14 protein-coding genes are annotated in these 16,398 nt (G+C 73.4%); 6 read left to right on the top strand and 8 right to left on the bottom strand.

Features of this window, described 5'->3' with window-relative positions:
• Nucleotides 1-17: 17 nt before the first annotated feature.
• Nucleotides 18-1,664, bottom strand: a complete 1,647-nt coding sequence (locus OIE47_RS34125) for a thiamine pyrophosphate-binding protein (RefSeq protein ID WP_326558660.1) — start codon at nt 1,662-1,664, stop codon at nt 18-20.
• A 13-nt stretch (nt 1,665-1,677) separates the two neighbouring features.
• Nucleotides 1,678-2,439: a cyclase family protein gene (locus OIE47_RS34120; protein ID WP_326558659.1), complete on the bottom strand. Its 762-nt coding sequence runs from the start codon at nt 2,437-2,439 to the stop codon at nt 1,678-1,680.
• Between the two features lie 276 nt (nt 2,440-2,715).
• On the opposite strand from OIE47_RS34120, the gene OIE47_RS34115 reads away from it, so the two are divergent.
• The gene (locus OIE47_RS34115; protein WP_326558658.1) at nt 2,716-3,900 is read left to right on the top strand and encodes a DUF418 domain-containing protein; all 1,185 of its coding nucleotides are present in this window, start codon (nt 2,716-2,718) and stop codon (nt 3,898-3,900) included.
• Between the two features lie 64 nt (nt 3,901-3,964).
• Entirely contained in the window at nt 3,965-5,134 is a 1,170-nt protein-coding gene (locus tag OIE47_RS34110) for an FAD-dependent monooxygenase (RefSeq protein WP_326558657.1), read from the top strand.
• Nucleotides 5,135-5,149: 15 nt separating this feature from the next.
• Here OIE47_RS34110 and OIE47_RS34105 read toward each other — a convergent pair whose 3' ends face one another.
• Nucleotides 5,150-5,497 carry a hypothetical protein gene (locus OIE47_RS34105; protein ID WP_326558656.1) on the bottom strand — a complete coding sequence of 116 codons (348 nt, stop codon included), beginning with the start codon at nt 5,495-5,497 and terminating at the stop codon, nt 5,150-5,152.
• 279 nt (nt 5,498-5,776) lie between these two features.
• Between OIE47_RS34105 and OIE47_RS34100 the strand changes: the two genes are divergently transcribed.
• From OIE47_RS34100 to OIE47_RS34090, 3 genes are all read left to right on the top strand, one after another.
• The gene (locus OIE47_RS34100; protein WP_326558655.1) at nt 5,777-6,799 is read left to right on the top strand and encodes a LacI family DNA-binding transcriptional regulator; all 1,023 of its coding nucleotides are present in this window, start codon (nt 5,777-5,779) and stop codon (nt 6,797-6,799) included.
• A gap of 192 nt (nt 6,800-6,991) precedes the next feature.
• Nucleotides 6,992-7,297 (top strand): hypothetical protein, encoded by a 306-nt coding sequence (locus OIE47_RS34095; RefSeq protein WP_326558654.1) that lies wholly within the window; start codon nt 6,992-6,994, stop codon nt 7,295-7,297.
• Nucleotides 7,298-7,311: 14 nt separating this feature from the next.
• Nucleotides 7,312-8,565 carry a cupin domain-containing protein gene (locus OIE47_RS34090; protein WP_326558653.1) on the top strand — a complete coding sequence of 418 codons (1,254 nt, stop codon included), beginning with the start codon at nt 7,312-7,314 and terminating at the stop codon, nt 8,563-8,565.
• A gap of 40 nt (nt 8,566-8,605) precedes the next feature.
• On the opposite strand, the gene OIE47_RS34085 is transcribed toward OIE47_RS34090, so the two are convergent.
• The 5 genes from OIE47_RS34085 to OIE47_RS34065 form a co-directional block, all read right to left on the bottom strand.
• The gene (locus OIE47_RS34085; protein WP_326558652.1) at nt 8,606-9,256 is read right to left on the bottom strand and encodes a hypothetical protein; all 651 of its coding nucleotides are present in this window, start codon (nt 9,254-9,256) and stop codon (nt 8,606-8,608) included.
• Nucleotides 9,253-11,955 (bottom strand): FtsK/SpoIIIE domain-containing protein, encoded by a 2,703-nt coding sequence (locus tag OIE47_RS34080; RefSeq protein ID WP_326558651.1) that lies wholly within the window; start codon nt 11,953-11,955, stop codon nt 9,253-9,255. Before OIE47_RS34080 ends, OIE47_RS34085 begins: the two co-directional genes overlap by 4 nt.
• The gene (locus tag OIE47_RS34075) at nt 11,948-12,817 is read right to left on the bottom strand and encodes a hypothetical protein (protein ID WP_326558650.1); all 870 of its coding nucleotides are present in this window, start codon (nt 12,815-12,817) and stop codon (nt 11,948-11,950) included. Before OIE47_RS34075 ends, OIE47_RS34080 begins: the two co-directional genes overlap by 8 nt.
• Nucleotides 12,818-12,824: 7 nt before the next feature.
• Nucleotides 12,825-13,085: a hypothetical protein gene (locus tag OIE47_RS34070; RefSeq protein ID WP_326558649.1), complete on the bottom strand. Its 261-nt coding sequence runs from the start codon at nt 13,083-13,085 to the stop codon at nt 12,825-12,827.
• 228 nt (nt 13,086-13,313) lie between these two features.
• The gene (locus OIE47_RS34065) at nt 13,314-13,694 is read right to left on the bottom strand and encodes a hypothetical protein (protein WP_326558648.1); all 381 of its coding nucleotides are present in this window, start codon (nt 13,692-13,694) and stop codon (nt 13,314-13,316) included.
• An 89-nt stretch (nt 13,695-13,783) separates the two neighbouring features.
• Here OIE47_RS34065 and OIE47_RS34060 point away from each other — a divergent pair, with 89 nt between their 5' ends.
• Entirely contained in the window at nt 13,784-16,348 is a 2,565-nt protein-coding gene (locus OIE47_RS34060; RefSeq protein WP_326558647.1) for an ATP-dependent Clp protease ATP-binding subunit, read from the top strand.
• Nucleotides 16,349-16,398 lie beyond the last annotated feature (50 nt).

Below are 16,398 nucleotides of genomic sequence, written 5' to 3'. Positions count from 1 at the left end.
GGGGCGCACAACGGCGCTCAGTGCCCGCGGAAGGCCTCCTCCAGCCACCACGAACCGCGCTCGCCCGACACCTTCGCGTCGACCACCATCGGCCGGCTCCGGGAACCGGCGAGCCAGTCCCGTACCGGGTCGAGGTCCTCGACGCCCCGGACGGTCACCCCGGCGCAGCCGTAGCCCCGGGCGATCGCGGCCAGATCGGTCTGCGGGAACGTCACCGTGTCCAACGGATACCCGTCCGGGCCGAAGTGGTGCACCTCCGCGCCGTACGCCGCGTCGTCGTAGACGACCACGACCAGCGGCAGGGCCAGCCGGGCGGCGGTGACCAGCTCGGCGGCCGACATGAGGAAACCGCCGTCACCGAGCGCGGCCACGGTGAGCCGGTCCGGCCGGGCGACCGCCGCGCCGAGCGCGCTGGCCAGACCGAGCCCGATCGACTGGAACGCCTGGGTGAAACAGAACCCCGCCACGTCCGGCACGTCGAGGAACATCGACGGGTAGCCCATGAAGTTGCCGGAGTCCACCACCACCGTCCGCTCCGCCGGGAGCAGATCGTCCAGGGCGATGGAGAGCGTCCGGGGGTCGATCGTGGCGGGCTGCTCCGTCCTGCCCCCGTCCACGTAGGACACCGATTGCCAGCGGCCCTCCCGCTCGATCCGCCGGCCCAGCTCCGGCGTACGCCATCCGCCCGTCGGCGGATCCGACACCGGTTGCCCGGCCAGCCCGGCCAGCACCGCCCGCGCGACCGTCGCGACCTCGCCCGCCACCGTCAGGTCGACCGGTCGGTTCACCCCGAAGGCGGCCGGATCCCGGTCCACCTGTGCCACGACCGCGCCCGGCGGGATCAGCTCGCCGTGCCGGGTGGTCCACATGTTCAGCGTGCTGCCCCAGGCGACGACCAGGTCCGCCTCACCGATCAGCGAGGTCGCCAGCGGGGTGGCGAACCCACCGGCCACGTCCAGGTTCCACGGGTCCCCGACGAACAGCCCCTTGGCGGCGGCGGAGACCGCGAGCAGCGCGCCGCACGCGTCGGCGAGCCGGACCAACGGTTCGCGGGCGGTACGGGCACCCCGGCCCGCGATGAACACCGGCCGGCGCGCCGCGCGCAGCGCCGCGACCAGCGACGCCACCTCCGGCTCGACCGGCGGCCCGGCGGGCGGGGCCGGTACGATCCGGCCCGACCAGGGCTCGGTCGACGCGTTCTGCGCCTCGAGCGGAAGACCCAGCAGCACCGTCGCGCCCCGGGCGGCGGCCCGGAAGGCGGTGCCGGTGTCCTCGGCCGCGTGCGTCGCCCGTACCCGGAGGAACTCGGCGCCGACCGAGGCGGCCAGGGCCGGCAGGTCGAGGAAGAAGTTCGATCGGGGTGCGGTCGCCTCCGGCGCCAGGACCAGCATCGGCGTACGGCTCTTCGCCGCCTCGGTGATGCCGGTCAACGCGTTGGTGAGACCCGGACCCTGGTGCACCGAGAGGATCCCCACCGTGCCCGAGGTACGGGCGAAGGCGTCCGCCATGCTCGCCGCACCACCCTCGTGCGCGGCCGGCACGAACCGGGCACCGGCCGCCACCAGCGCGTTCGTCACGTGGAAGTTGCCGCTGCCGACCACACCGAAGACGTACCGCGCGCCGTGCCCGGCCAGCACCCGGCCGACCACCTCGGATACCCGCATCGCCGGCCCGTGTCTACCGTTCGACCAGCGCGAGGACCCGGCACGGGCTGCCCGAACCGGCCACGATCGGCAGCGGCCCGGCGATCACCACCGCACCGGTCGGCGGCAGTGTGGCGAGGTTGCGCAACTGGGTCAGCCCGTACTTCTCCTGACCCAGCAGGTACGAGTGGCACGGGAACGGCGGGTCGAACGAGTGCGCGGCACCGGCGTCGGTGCCGACCGTCTCCACCCCGATGCCCTGGATCGGTGACTCCTCGGCCAGCCAGCGGGCGCACTCCGCCGAGATCCCCGGCGTACGGCCGGCGTTGGCGTACCGCTCGGCGTCGTCGCCGTACGCGTCCCACCCGGTGCGGTAGAGCAGCCAGCCGCCGGCCGGCAGCTCGCCGTGCTCCGCCTCCCACGCCCGCACATGCTCGATCTCGAGCAGGAAGTCGGGATTCGCCGCCGCGTCGGCACTGCGGTCGATCACCACGGCCGGCGCGATCAGCTGGCTCACCGGCACCTGCGACACGTCGGCCGCCTGCTTGCCGGTGACCCAGTGGATCGGCGCGTCGAAGTGGGTGCCGGTGTGCTCGCCGGTGGAGAAGTTGTTCCAGTACCAGGCGGGGCCGCGGTCGTCGTACCGGCTGATCTCGGTGAGCTGGAACGGCCAGGTCTGGCCGAACTGCTCGGGCAGGCCCAGGATCGGGGTCTGGTCCGAGAGCGGCGCGGTGAGATCGACAACCTGGATCCGGCCGCCGGCAAGGGCGGCGACAAACTCCTGCAGCACCGTCATGCGGCGACGGTACACGCCCGCACCACTCCAGGACGGACCCCTCCCACGGTCGTTGTCGGGGCGTCCGGACGGGCGTCAGGGCCGGGGCACGCCCCGGTGGTAGGACCAGCCCTACCCCGAATCCTCCGGTCTGCCGGCTGTCGAGCGAACCCGACATTTTCATACGTTGATTCCGACGATCCGTACGCCGACGGCGGTTCGATCCACCCGTCGGCGGCGACCCGATCCACAGGCTGACATCCGGGGGGACAAGCCATGAATCCGTTCAGCAGTCCGATGCAAGTGGAACCACCCGCCGACGCTTCGGCGAGACCCGGGGACGGGTCGCGCATCGGGGACCTCGATGCGTTACGCGGCTTCGCGCTGCTCGGCATCCTGGTCGTCAACATCGCGTTCTTCGCGTCCGGTTACCCGTTCCATCTCGTACCGGATCCGGCCTACGGGTCCTGGGTGGACCAGGCCACCCGCTGGCTCGTCGAGTTCCTCTTCTCCATGAAGTTCTACCTGCTCTTCTCCTTCCTGTTCGGTTACAGCTTCACCCTCCAGATCGATTCCGCCGTACGGCGCGGCGTCGCCTTCGCCCCGCGCTTCCGGCGCCGGCTGGCGGGGCTGTTCGTACTCGGCGTACTGCACGCCGTGTTCCTCTTCCACGGCGACATCCTGACCACGTACGCCCTGCTCGGGCTGGTGCTGTTCACGGCGCGGGGGATGCGTCCGAGGACCGCGTCGACCCTCGCGGGCGTCCTGCTCGGCCTGGTCGCGTTGGTCATCGCACTGGCGGCCGTGGGCGGTGGTGGCCTGGTCCCGGATCACGCCGTCGCGCTCGACTCGGGTGCGCGGTCCACCGAGGCGCTGGGTGGTGGCCTCGGCTCGGTGCTGGTCGAGCACCTCCGTGCCATGCCGGCGATGATCGGGGCACTGGTGGTCCAGGGGCCGCTCGCCCTCTGTGCCTTCCTGATCGGCCTGGCGGCCGGCAAGGTACGGCTGCTCGCCGACGTCACCCGGCACCAGGGCCTGCTGCGGCGGGTGCAGTGGATGGGTTACCCGGTCGGCCTGGCCGGTGCGCTGGTCTTCGCCGTCGGTGGCGGGACCGAGAACCTGACCGGCCTGATGCTGAGCATCCTCACCGCGCCCCTGCTGATGGCCGCGTACGTGGCCACGGCGCTGCGCGGATTCCAGACCGGGTGGGGGCACCGGATCGCGGGGATCCTCGCGCCCGCCGGGCGGATGGCCCTGTCCAACTACCTCGGTCAGTCGGTCGCCGCTGTACTGATCTTCACCGGGATCGGTCTCGGGCTGGTCGGTCGGGTCGCCCCGTTGCCCACCCTGCTCATCGCGGTCGGCATCTTCGGCGGCCAGCTCCTCCTCAGCGCATGGTGGCTGGCCCGGTTCCGGTACGGGCCGGTCGAGTGGCTGCTGCGCTCGTGGACCGAAGCGCGCCGGGTCCCGCTCCGGCGCTAGGTACCAACCGTGCGGTGCCCCCGTCGATGGCGTACCGGCCGGTGGACGGCGGATGATGACCCTCATGACGGTTCGTACCGCCGTGGTCGTCGGGGCCGGGATCGGGGGACTCGCCGCCGGAGTCGCCCTGGTACGTCGGGGCTGGCTGGTCACCGTGCTGGAGCGGGCACCCGTGCTCGGCGAGGTCGGTGCGGGTCTCACCCTCATGTCGAACGCGCTGCGCGGACTCGACGCGCTCGGCCTGGCGCAGGCCGTCCGGGCGCAGGGCCGGGTGGACACGCCGGGCGGTACCCGTACCAGCACCGGTCGGTGGCTTTCCCGGATCGACAGCGTCGCGATCACCCGCGAACTCGGTACGGCGGCACTCGGCATCCATCGGGCGACGCTGCACCGGATCCTGCGCGAGGCGCTGCCGGCGGCGTCGCTCGTCACCGGTGCCGAGGTGGTCGACGTCCTACCCGGCCCGCCGGCCCGCCTGACGTACCTGCACCGGGGCCGGCGGCAGACCGTCGAACCGGACCTGGTTGTCGGTGCCGACGGGCTGCGTAGCATGTTGCGATCCCGGCTCTGGCCGGCGCATCCGGCACCGGTGTACGCCGGCTCCACCACCTGGCGTGGCGTGACCCGACAGCGGTGGGACGGCGAGCTGGTGACGGCGATCAGTTGGGGGCCGGGTGCCGAGTTCGGGATGGTGCCCCTCGGCGACGGCCGGGTCTACTGGTACGCCGCCGTCAACGCCCCGCCGGGGCAGCGCGACGCCGACGGGATGTCGACGGTGTCCGGCCGCTTCGGGTCCTGGCACGACCCCATTCCCGCCCTGCTCGCGGCCACCGCCGCCGACACCGTCATCCGCGACGACATCCACTGTCTCGACGCCCCGCTGCCGAGCTACGTACGGGGTCGGGTGGTGCTGCTCGGCGACGCCGCCCACGCGATGACACCGAACCTGGGTCAGGGGGCGGGACAGGCCATCGAGGATGCCGTCGTGCTCGGCGCCGTCTGCGGCCCGGACAGCGGGCTGGGTGCCGCGCTGGTTGCGTACGACGGGCAACGGCGACCGCGTACGCAGCGGATGGCCCGTGCCGCCCGGCTGATCGTCCGGTTCGGCCAGCAGCTGGAGCAGCCGTTCGCGGTCGCGGCGCGCAACACCCTGATGCGTCTCACTCCGTCCCGAACCGCGTTGCGCTCGATGGCCCGCTACGCGCGGTGGGAGCCGCCGGACGGGCCGCGGTGACTTCCGGGGCGGGGTTCAGCTCGACGACGCCGGGTCGGGCGCCCTGCCGGGGGAACGCAACGCGGCGGTCAGTGCCAGCGCGCCGGCCACCAGGAGGGGCAGACCGATCGAGAGGATGCCGAGCACTCCGAGCACGATCATGATGGTGCCGGCGACCGCCAGCGCCCCGACCCGGTGGGCTGCCGCCCGGCGCACCCCGTACGCGGCGAGCAGGCCCGCCGCGGCGGTCCCGCCGACGAACCAGGCGACCGCCTGGCCGCCCTGCCGGCCGATCAGCCAGAGATAGAGAACGGTCATGAGTAGCGCGATCGCCCCGGCGGTCGCGGCCAGCGGATCCCAGGCCGTACGTCGTCCTGCTGCCATGCTCTCCATGGTCGCAGACGTCGATGTCCGGCCGACGTGTCCTCGTTACGACACCGGAGCACGAGCGGGGAAAGCGCCGGGCCGGGGCCGGATCGGCTAGTCTGCGGGCACCACTTTCCGGAACAGTTCCGTAACTTGGTGCAAAACGCCAGAGCCGCCGGCACCGGCCGTCGCCTCGGCATCCGGCCTCGGCGAACGGTGATCGACCCGGGCCAGGTGCCGGCGCGACCGCGAAAGTGTTTCGGTCGTAGGCTGGAGCCTCGACGAAGGAGCTGCCTCGTGACGGTCGACGAAGGACGCCGGATCACCATCACCGCGATCGCCCAGGAGGCCGGGGTGTCGGTGCCCACCGTGTCCCGGGTGCTCAACGGTCGCAACGATGTCGCGCCGCAGACCCGGGAGCGGGTCGAGGAGTTGCTGCGCCGGCACGGCTACCGGCGCCGGGCCACCCGTCCACGGGCCGGCGCGAGCCTCATCGACCTGGTTTTCAACGACCTGGACAGCCCCTGGGCGGTGGAGATCATCCGTGGGGTGGAGGACGTCGCGCACGCGGCCGGTGTCGGCACCGTGGTGTCGGCCATCCACCGCAGGTCCACCTCCACCCGGCAGTGGTTGCAGAATCTGCGTACCCGGGCCACCGACGGGGTGATCCTGGTGACCAGCGACCTCGCCCCGCCGGTGCACGCCGAGTTGCGCCGGCTCAACGTGCCGATGGTGCTGGTCGACCCCGCGGGCGTACCCACGCTGGACATACCAACCATCGGTGCGACGAACTGGGCCGGCGGGCTGCGGGCGACCGAGCACCTGCTCTCCCTCGGCCACCGCCGGATCGGCTTCATCGCGGGCCCACCCCGGTTGCTGTGCAGCCGGGCCCGGCTGGACGGTTACCGGGCCGCGCTGGAGGCGGCGGGCATCCCCATGCTCGACGAGCTGATCGTGCCCGGGGACTTCTACCACGAGTCCGGGTACTCGGGCGGCACCGCGCTGCTGGACCTCCCCGAGCCACCCACCGCGATCTTCGCCTCCAGCGACCAGATGGCCTTCGGTGCGTACGAGGCGGTCCGTCGGCGCGGCCTGCGGGTGCCCGACGACGTGAGCGTGGTCGGTTTCGACGACCTGCCCGAGGCGCGGTGGTCCTCGCCCCCGCTGACCACGGTCCGCCAGCCGCTGGCGGAGATGGGGCTGCTCGCGGCCCGTACGGTGCTGCGCCTGGCCCGAGGTGAGCCGGTCGACACCCCTCGGGTGGAACTCTCCACCGACCTGGTCGTACGGGACAGCTCGGCACCCCTGGTCCGGCGCTGACCTGGCCGGATCCGGCTCCCGCCGAGGTACGCCGCGGGACTCCGCGAACCGCTTTGCGATGATTCGAGCTGAATTAGGCTTCTTGGTGGAGTGACCCCGCCAGCGGGTTAGGGATGATCGTGTGCCGGGTACCACCCGGTTGCACGGCGCCCCGCCGCGTGGAAGGCGGGGCGACTGAACCGAGGGGGCCCGATGAGACTCGACGACGACGACATCCGGACGAGCGGCGGCGGTGCCGGCGAGGGTCCGGCCGACGGTGGGGCCAACCCCGGCCAGCGGGACGGCGGTGCCGACGGCGCCGCCGAGGGTCCGGCCGACGGCGGAGCCACGCCGGGTCAGCACGACGGCGGTGCGGACGGCAGCGCCGAGGGTCCGGCCGACGGCGGAGCCACGCCGGGTCAGCACGACGGCGGTGCGGACGGCAGCGCCGAGGGTCCGGCCGACGGTGGCGCCAACCCCGGTCAGCGTGACGGCGGCGCGGACAGCGCGGCCCGGTAGCCGGGACCCGGTAGATGACCGACAACGCGCCGGGCGGCGACCGCCGCCCGGCGCTGGCCCGTTGTGTGGCCCTGCCCCCGGCCGCGTTCGTCGCCACCCACTGGGGTCGGGCACCCCTGCTGTCCCGGGCCAAGGAACTCGCCAACCCGGACGGCTTCACCGACCTGCTCAGCCCCGCCGACGCCGACGAACTGCTCAGTCGACGCGGTCTGCGTACCCCGTTCCTGAGAGTGGCCAAGGACGGCCAGGTGCTGCCGGCGGGCCGGTTCACCGGCGGCGGTGGTGCCGGGGCCGAGGTCGGCGACCAGGTGCTCGACGAGCGGATCCTCGACCTGTACGCCGACGGCGCCACCCTCGTCCTGCAGGGACTGCACCGCAACTGGCCACCGCTGATCGACTTCACCCGTGAACTGGGCACCAGCCTGCGCCAGCCGTTGCAGGTCAACGCCTACCTGACCCCGGCCGGCAACCAGGGCTTCGCCACCCACTACGACACCCACGACGTCTTCGTGCTCCAGGTCGACGGGTCCAAGCACTGGCGGATCCACGAACCGGTCCTGGCCGACCCGCTGGAACGTCAACCCTGGGGCGGGCGGGCCGACGAGGTCTCCGCCACCGCGGCCGGACCACCGGCGCTCGACGTCACCCTGGAGCCCGGCGACGCCCTCTACCTGCCCCGTGGCTGGCTGCACAGCGCCCAGGCCCAGCACGGCAGCTCGTTGCACCTCACCGTCGGGGTCCGTGCCCTCACCCGCTACGCGCTGGTCGAGACCCTGCTCGGGCTGGCCGCCGAGGACCCGCGACTGCGCGCCGCGCTGCCGTTCGGGCTCGACCTCGCCGAGCCCGCCCAGATCGGGCCGGAGCTGACCGAGACGGTGGAGGCGCTGCGCGACTGGCTGGACCGGGCGGACCCGGTCGCGGTCGCGGCCAAGCTCAGGGAACGCGTCTGGTCGGCCGCCCGTCCCGCGCCGATCCGGCCGCTGGCCCAGGCGGACGCCATCGCCGGTCTCGACGCCGACTCCCGGCTCGCCCCCCGCGGCGGGCTCAACTGGCAGCTCGGGCCGGCCGGTCCGGACGAGCCCGACCGGGTCGAACTGCGCCTGTTCGACCGCACCATCACCTTCCCCGGACAGTGCGCGCTCGCGCTGCGGGCATTCCTCGACGGCGGTGTCTCCCGCGTCGGTGACCTGCCCGGACTCGACGACGACGCGGACCGGATCCTGCTCGCCCGCCGGCTGCTCCGGGAGGCGGTGGCCGTACCCGCCTGACCGGTGCACCGGCGGGCCGCTCAGGACCGGCCCGTCGGGGTCAGCGCACCAGGGCGAAGAGGGCGCCGGTGGTGAGCAGGCCGGCGGCCACCACGATGGTCACCGACTTCGGGTCCAGCCCGGCGTGCCGGCGGTCGGCGAGCAGCTTCGCCGGGGCCAGCCCGACCACCGGGCCGACCAACGTCACCACCAGGCCGAGCACCGGCATCCCGATGGCCAGGTCGCCGCCGTACCGCAGACCGGCCGCGCGGGCGGCGAAACCCAGGGCGTACGCGACCGCCGCACCGAGTACGCCGAAGACCGCCAGCAGCGGCTGGGCCGAGCCGGACAACTCACCCGGATGCCTGGCCCGGTCCAGCAGGTCCCGAACCCCGTCGAGCAGCAGCCGCGGATCCGTCGGGGCACCCACGGTCGGCACCGGTGGGTCACCGATCCGGCGCACCCCGCCGCCGAGCCGTTCCCGCAGCGTCTGCCAGAGCAGGAGCACTTCGGCGTCGGTCGACTCGGCTTCCTTGCGAGCCTCTTCCAGCTCCGCCTCGGCCCGGCGTACCGCCTGCTCGGCGTCGCGTACGGCGCGATCGGCGGCGGAGACCTGGCCGGCGTACCAGCTCTGCGCCTCGCCCCGTTCGGCGTCCATCCGCGCGGTCGTCTCGGCCAGCCGGCGGATCAGCTCGGCGTACGTCCCGCTCATCGGGCCGGTCCGTACGGGATGATCGTCTGCCCGGTACGGTGCACCGCCCGGTCGAAGAAGAGCCCGCGCCACGGCCTCGGATACCAGTCCGGCCCACCGGTGCCCGGATACAGGGCCGAACCCAGCTCCGCCCCCTGTACGTCCAACGCCACCCAGGCCCCGATCTGGTCCGTACGCGACGCCGGGCCCCCGAGGTCCGCCCGCATCCGGGCCACGCCCCGCCACCAGGCCAGTACGTGCGTACGCCGCTCCGGCCCGTCGTGCAGGATCTGCCGCAGGTGCTCCAGCCCCGTACGCCCACCGGCCCGAGCCGCCAACCGACCGGCGGCGGCGTCGACCGCGTACAGCAGCAGGTAGTGCGGTTCGCCCGGGGCGGCGCCCAGACCGAGCCCGGTGGCCGTCTCGCTCATCAACTCCGGCACCGTCTCCTCGTCGTACCAGGCCGCGTCGTCACCGAGGGAGTCGTAGAGCGTACGGGCGGCCGAGTCGGCGTCCGGGTCCAGGCAGGCGATCGAGAACCTGGCCGTGCCGGGCGGATGCTGCCGGTGCAGTGACCGGGCCGCCGCGTCGAGCACCGCGCACGCCTCGTCCACCCGGGTGCCGATGATGGCGAGGTTGCGCCCGGGTGCCCGGGGCAGGCGCATTCCGGCCGACCGCGACTGGACGTCGATGATCTCGCCGAGCAGGGCGACCGGACCGCGCGGACCACCGGCGGCCCTGCCCTCGGTCGACTCCTCGACCGGTCGCAGGGCCGCGAAGTCCGGTGCCTCGGCCAGCCGGGGTACCGCGTCGCCGTCGAACAACCGGGCCGGCGCGGCGTCCTGCGGGCGCATCCGCCAGAGCTGGTTCTGCAGCTCGCTCCAGGTGCCCCAGTCGCTGGCCGACGGGATCCGGGCCACCTGATTGCCCTCCGCCATGCCGGACTCGGCGTTGATCACGGCGTGATGCCGGGGCAGGGCCTGGGCCGCGTCGTTGCGTTCGGCGAGGATGCGCAGCGCCTTCGGCAGCGCGATCCGGAGGGTGAACTGGGCGACCAGGGCGGGCCTTCCCCACAGCGCCTCGATCCCGCGTACGTCCTGCGAGGCGAGGACCAGGTGGATGCCCTGCGACCGGCCCCGTCGGGCCAGGTCCTCGAGCAGGTCGGCCGCCTCCCGGGCGACCGCGTCCCGACCGGCGAGCAGCATCTGGAACTCGTCCACCACCGCCACGATCCGGGGCCAGTGCCCGTCCGGGTCGACCGCGCGCAACTCGGCGAGCTTGGTCACCTCGTGCCGTTTGGCGGCGTCGGCCCGGCGGCGCAGTTCCTCGGCGAGGAACCGGAGCAGGGCCAGCCCGAACTCGCGGTCGGTGTTGACGTTGATCCCGACCAGCCGCATGTGCGGCAGCCAGCTCGGGTCCCGCCGGCCCTGGGCGAACCGGGCGAAGGACACCCCCTCCTTGAAGTCGAGCAGGTAGAACTCCAGCTCGGCGGGGGAGTAGCGGGCGGCCAGCGAACCGATCCAGGCGAAGATGAGGTTGGTCTTGCCGGTGCCGGACGGGCCGCCGATCAACGCGTGCGGCGGGTAGTCGCCGAGGCTGAGCAGCACCGGGCGCCCCTGCGGGCCGTCGCCGATCGGCACGGTCAGGCCGGTCGCCGAACCTTCCTTCCACATCTGGTCCACCGGTGGCAGCAGGTCGGTGAAGGGCGCCGGTGCGGGACCGGCGGTGACCGTCGCGGCGATCTCCCGGCAGGTGTCGGTGACCAGGGCGGCCGGCGGCGGCGGATCGAGCCGTACGGGCAGGCTCGGGGCGGTGCGCAGCCGGGTCAGGCCGTCACCGACGAGGACCCGCTCGACGTTCGGTTCGTCGGGCAGCTCGATGCCCCGGACCACCAGGTGCACCCCGCAGGCGGCGCCGGTGCGGACCACCCGGTCGAGCTGGCCGCGTTCGTGCCGGGACAGCTCGTCCCCGCCGAGCAGGACCGCCACCCGCCAGGGTTCGGGACGCCGGCCGGTGGCGGCGGCCAGTTCGCGCAGCGATCCGTACTCACCGGCGAGAACGGTCTCGTTGATCCGTCGGATCTGGTCGACCAGGTCGTCGAGGAGGCGGGCCAGACCGCCCGGCCCGACGAAGGTGAGCAGCCCGGCGGTGGACAGCGGGGCGAAGCCGGCCAGCCCGCCGCCGAGGTGCTCCGGGTCGTAGCCGATCAGCCGGACCGCGCCGGGTTCGGCCCGGCCGATCGCGCGCAGCAGCAGGGCGGCCACCACGGCGTCGCAGCCGGCCCGGTCGTCGCCGGCCAGGTGCACGTGTCCCCGGTCCAGCAGCGGCACCAGCGCCGGCACCGGTTCGGCGCCGGGCAGCCGGACCGCGCCGACCCGCAGCGCGCCTGCGGGTTCGTGCCGGTCGGCCGGGCTCGGCCGCCACCGGGGCCAGGGTGCGCTGGCCGCGCCGGGCGCCTCGTCGGTCGCCGCCTCGGCGGTACGCCGGGCCAGCTCGACGAGCTGGCCCTCGTACTCGTCGGCGATCTCGGCGAGCCGGCGGTCCCGTTCGGCGCCGACCCGCTGCGGCACCCGCGCGGCGGCCCGTCGGGTCCGGGTCAACCGGTCCCGCGACCCGTCGAGTTCGGTACGGGCCTGGGTCAGCCGACCCCGGGTCGCGCCGAGCGCGTGCGACAGCATGCCGCGGACCCGGGTGACGAGCTGGGTCCGAACGTCAGCCATCGGACTCCCGCAGGTTCTGGGCGGCCACCGACCGGGCGTCGCGACCGAGCCGGTTGAGTAGCAGGCCGGTGAGCACCCCGGCGGCCACCGCCGGATCGGCCGGGTGCGGTGGGGCGGTGGGGTTCTTCGGCGGTGGCATCCGGCAGACCCGGCTCAGTGCCGTTTCGAGCACCTCGGCGGGAAGCCCGGGGAGCAGGTCGCGGGCCTTGCCGGTGAGTTCACCGCGCAGTCGGGGCAGGTCCTGTGCCCGGGGCGGGTGCCCGAGCAGCTCGGCCGCCAGGTCGCGCAGCATCGGTGGGGCGACCGCCGCCATCCCCAGCCCCACGTCGGCCGGTACGTCCCGGAGCTGGGCGTGGAGCTGGCCGCGGTCGTCGGCGCGTACGCGTTCGGCCACCCGGCGCAGCAGGTCCTCGGCGTCGGTGATCTCGCGGTCCGGTTTTGCCTCGGGTGAGTCCCGCTGGCCGGTCAGCTCGGTCACCCGGACCGACCACCACCGGTGGACCGGCCCGGCCTCGCCCTGCGGCTCCGGTACGGGCCCCGGACCGGCGGTCGGCTGATCGTCAGCCGGTTCCCGCCGCTGCGGCTGCCCGGCGGCCGGTGGGCCGTCGCCGGCCAACCCGATGGCGGCCAGGTACGCGGCGAACTGGTCCTGTGCCACCCGCAGCGTGTGCCCGGCGGTCTCCGCGTGCTCGGTGGCTGCGGACAGCTCGGGCACACCCATCGGATCGGCCGATTCCTGGCGCACCCAGCGCAGCCGGTCGGCGGCCTGCCGGAGCCGGTCCAGCGCCTCCGTCACCAACGCCACCGGCAACTCGTCGGCGGCGGCTCGTACCTGCGCGCCCAGTTCCTCCACGATGGACATCGGCGGCTCAGAGGGTCGAGACGTAGAGCTGCGCCTGCTCCACCGCGGCCAGGGTCGCGGAGAGACATTCCTCCAGTTCCTGGGAGGCCTGGGAGAGCGAGGCCTGGGCGGCGCTGACGGTCTCGTGTCCACTGCCCTCCAGCGCGCCGGCCAGGGTCTGCTGTGCCTCGGTCAGCTTCTCGCTGGCCGCCTGCACCGCGGTCTGGCCCTCGGTGATCTGCTGGAGGGCGGCATCGATGGCTGCTTTCAGCTCGGCGACGCTCGCCACGGCGGAACCTCCTGGGGGCGGGCGGGGAGGGCTCTGGTTTTGTTCTGGGGTCAACATACCCCCGTGGGCGGTTGTCGCCTCAGTGTCCGTTCCGACGCGCACCGTGGCTTCTGACGGAGCCCGAGGTCGGACCCCGGCAGTCGCCATTTCGGGCAACATTGAGTCGGATCTCCGACAGAATGCCCGAGACGGGGGTACGGCAGCGCCCGAGACGGCGTACGGCAGCCGTCAGTCGGGACGCAACCAGCGCGGCCCGCGTACCTCCGCTCCCAGTGCCTGGACGCGGGCCCGCAGCTCCCGGTCGGCGGTGACCACCACGCAGTGCCGCCCCGGAGCCTCCGACCGGACCACCTCGACGATCCGGTCGTCGCCGGACCCGGCGGCGGCCACCACCCGGACCGGGTCGGCTCCGGGGATGTCGCGGGCCGCCCCCTCGACCACCAGCACCACCTCGACGGGGCCGGGCAGGTCCGGCAGGCCCGCCTCGGCGATCGGGACGAGCGCGTCCCGCAACCGACCGGCCGCCCCGGCCCGGTCCCGCCACCAGCCGTCGGGCCGGGAACCCATCACGTTCGCGGCGTCCACCACCAGCAGCGGCTCGGTCTCCATGGGGTCAGCCTGCCACCGGCGCACGTTTGTCGGGCCTACGGCGGGGTAGGCCACGCCGACCGTGTCTTGCCCGTCGAAGGGGACCAGAGATGACGCAGCCACCCGGTGACTCCGGCGTTGACCCCTGGGACGAGTTCCTGGCGCGGTACTTCGGGCGCGGTGAGGGTCGACGGCCGGCGCACCGGGTGGACATCACCCGGCTGATGACCGCCGATGCCCGGGAACTGCTCGCCGACGCCGCCCGCCGGGCCGCCTCCGCCTCCAGCAGCGACCTCGACACCGACCACCTGCTCTGGGCCGCCCTGCAACGCGAGCCGCTGCGCGAACTCGTCCGCCGGGCGGGGGCCGACCCGGACGCACTCGCCGGTGCCCTCGGCGGCCAGCAGCGCCCGGCCGAGCCGGCACCGCAGGGTCAGGTGCCACCGAACCTCTCCCTCACCCCGGCCGCGAAGCGGGCCCTGCTCGACGCCCACCAGCTCTCCCGCGCCATGGGCGCCTCCTACATCGGCCCCGAGCACATCCTGATGGCCCTGCCGCTCAACCCCGAATCGCCGGCCGGGCGGATGCTCGCCGCCGGCCGGATCCAGCCGCAGTCGCTGCAGAACGCCAACTCGGAACGCTCCGGTGCCCCCGGACCCAAACCCGACCGGGGCACCCCGACCCTGGACCAGTACGGCCAGGACCTCACCGACCTGGCCCGCGCCGACGAGATCGACCCGGTCATCGGCCGGGCCGACGAGATCGAACAGGCGGTGGAGATCCTGTCCCGCCGGACCAAGAACAACCCGGTCCTGATCGGCGAGGCCGGGGTCGGCAAGACCGCGATCGTCGAAGGGCTGGCGGAGCGGATCGCCGACGGCGACGTACCCCGCACCCTGCTCGGCAAGCGGGTGGTCCAGCTCGACCTGGCCGGGCTGGTCGCCGGGACCCGCTACCGGGGTGACTTCGAGGAACGGCTGAAGAAGGTGATCGACGAGATCCGCGCCCACGGCGAGGAGCTCATCGTCTTCCTCGACGAACTGCACACCCTGGTCGGCGCCGGCGGGGCGGGCAGCGAGGGCGGGATGGACGCCAGCAACATGCTCAAGCCCGCCCTGGCCCGGGGCGAGTTGCGGGTCGTCGGGGCGACCACGTTGAACGAGTACCGGCGGCACATCGAGAAGGACGCGGCCCTGGCCCGGCGGTTCCAGCCGGTGCTGGTGCCCGAGCCGTCGGTGGACGACACGGTGGCGATCCTGCGCGGGCTGCGGGACCGGTACGAGGCACACCACCAGGTGCGGTTCAGCGACGAGGCACTGGTCGCCGCCTCCGAACTGTCCGACCGTTACCTGACCGACCGGTTCCTGCCGGACAAGGCGATCGACCTGCTCGACCAGGCGGGCGCCCGGGTACGTCTGCGCACCCGTACGCCCGACAACGACGTACGCGACCTGGAGCGGGAACTCGAGGACCTGCGCCGGGACAAGGAACAGGCGGTCGCCGACGAGCAGTACGAGCGCGCGTCGCAGTTGCGCGACCGGTTGCAGGGCGTACAGGAGCGGATCGAGTCGTCCCGGGGCGACAACGGCCAGCAACAGGTGCCCGAGGTACGGCCACAGGAGATCGCCGAGGTGGTCTCCCGCGCGACCGGGATCCCGGTCAGCCAGCTCACCGAGGAGGAACGGGACAGGCTGCTGCGGTTGGAGGGGCACCTGCACGAACGGATCGTCGGCCAGGACGACGCGGTCAACGCGGTGGCCGAGGCGGTGCGGCGCTCGCGTACCGGGCTGGCGGATCCGGACCGGCCGATGGGCAGTTTCCTGTTCCTCGGCCCGACCGGGGTCGGCAAGACCGAACTGGCCCGGGCCCTGGCAGAGGCGCTGTTCGGCGAGTCCGACCGGATGATCCGGCTCGACATGAGCGAGTTCCAGGAACGGCACACGGTCAGCCGGCTCGTCGGCGCCCCGCCCGGGTACGTCGGGTACGAGGAGGCGGGCCAGCTCACCGAGGCGGTACGCCGCCGCCCGTACGCGGTGGTGCTGCTCGACGAGATCGAGAAGGCGCACCCTGACGTGTTCAACATCCTGTTGCAGGTCCTCGACGACGGCCGGCTCACCGACAGCCAGGGCCGTACGGTCAACTTCCGCAACAGCGTACTGATCATGACGAGCAATCTCGGTTCGGAGCTGATCACCGGCACCCAGCGCAGCGTCGGGTTCGGCGGCGACGGGGAAGAGGACGAGAGCATCGAGCTGCGGGAGCGGCTGATGCGCCGGCTGCAGGAACACTTCCGCCCCGAGTTCCTCAACCGGATCGACGAGGTGATTATCTTCCGGCGGCTGGAGAGCGAGCAGTTGCGGCAGATCACCGAGTTGCTGCTCGAGGACACCCGGCGGCGGCTGCACGCCCAGGACATCGTCGTCGACTTCACCACCGCCGGGGTGGACTGGATCGCCGAGCACGGTTACCAGCCGGAGTTCGGGGCCCGCCCGCTGCGCCGGACGATCCAACGCGAGATCGACAACCGGTTGTCCCGGATGTTGCTGGACGGTTCGCTCTCACCCGGTCAACGGGTGACGGTCGACGTCGCCGACGGCGCGCTCACCTTCGACGTGTCGGACAGCGGCCACAGCAGCGGACGGAACACGGCGGCGGCCGCGGCGGCGGCCGAATGAGCACCGCCGGCCGGATCGGGTTCACCTGTGCGGACACGGACGGTCCTGAC

It is taken from the genome of Micromonospora sp. NBC_01796, from assembly GCF_035917455.1.
Classification (GTDB): domain Bacteria; phylum Actinomycetota; class Actinomycetes; order Mycobacteriales; family Micromonosporaceae; genus Micromonospora_G.
The sequence above is the reverse complement of the archived record's forward strand: the minus strand, read 5'-3'. Positions and strand labels throughout refer to the sequence as shown.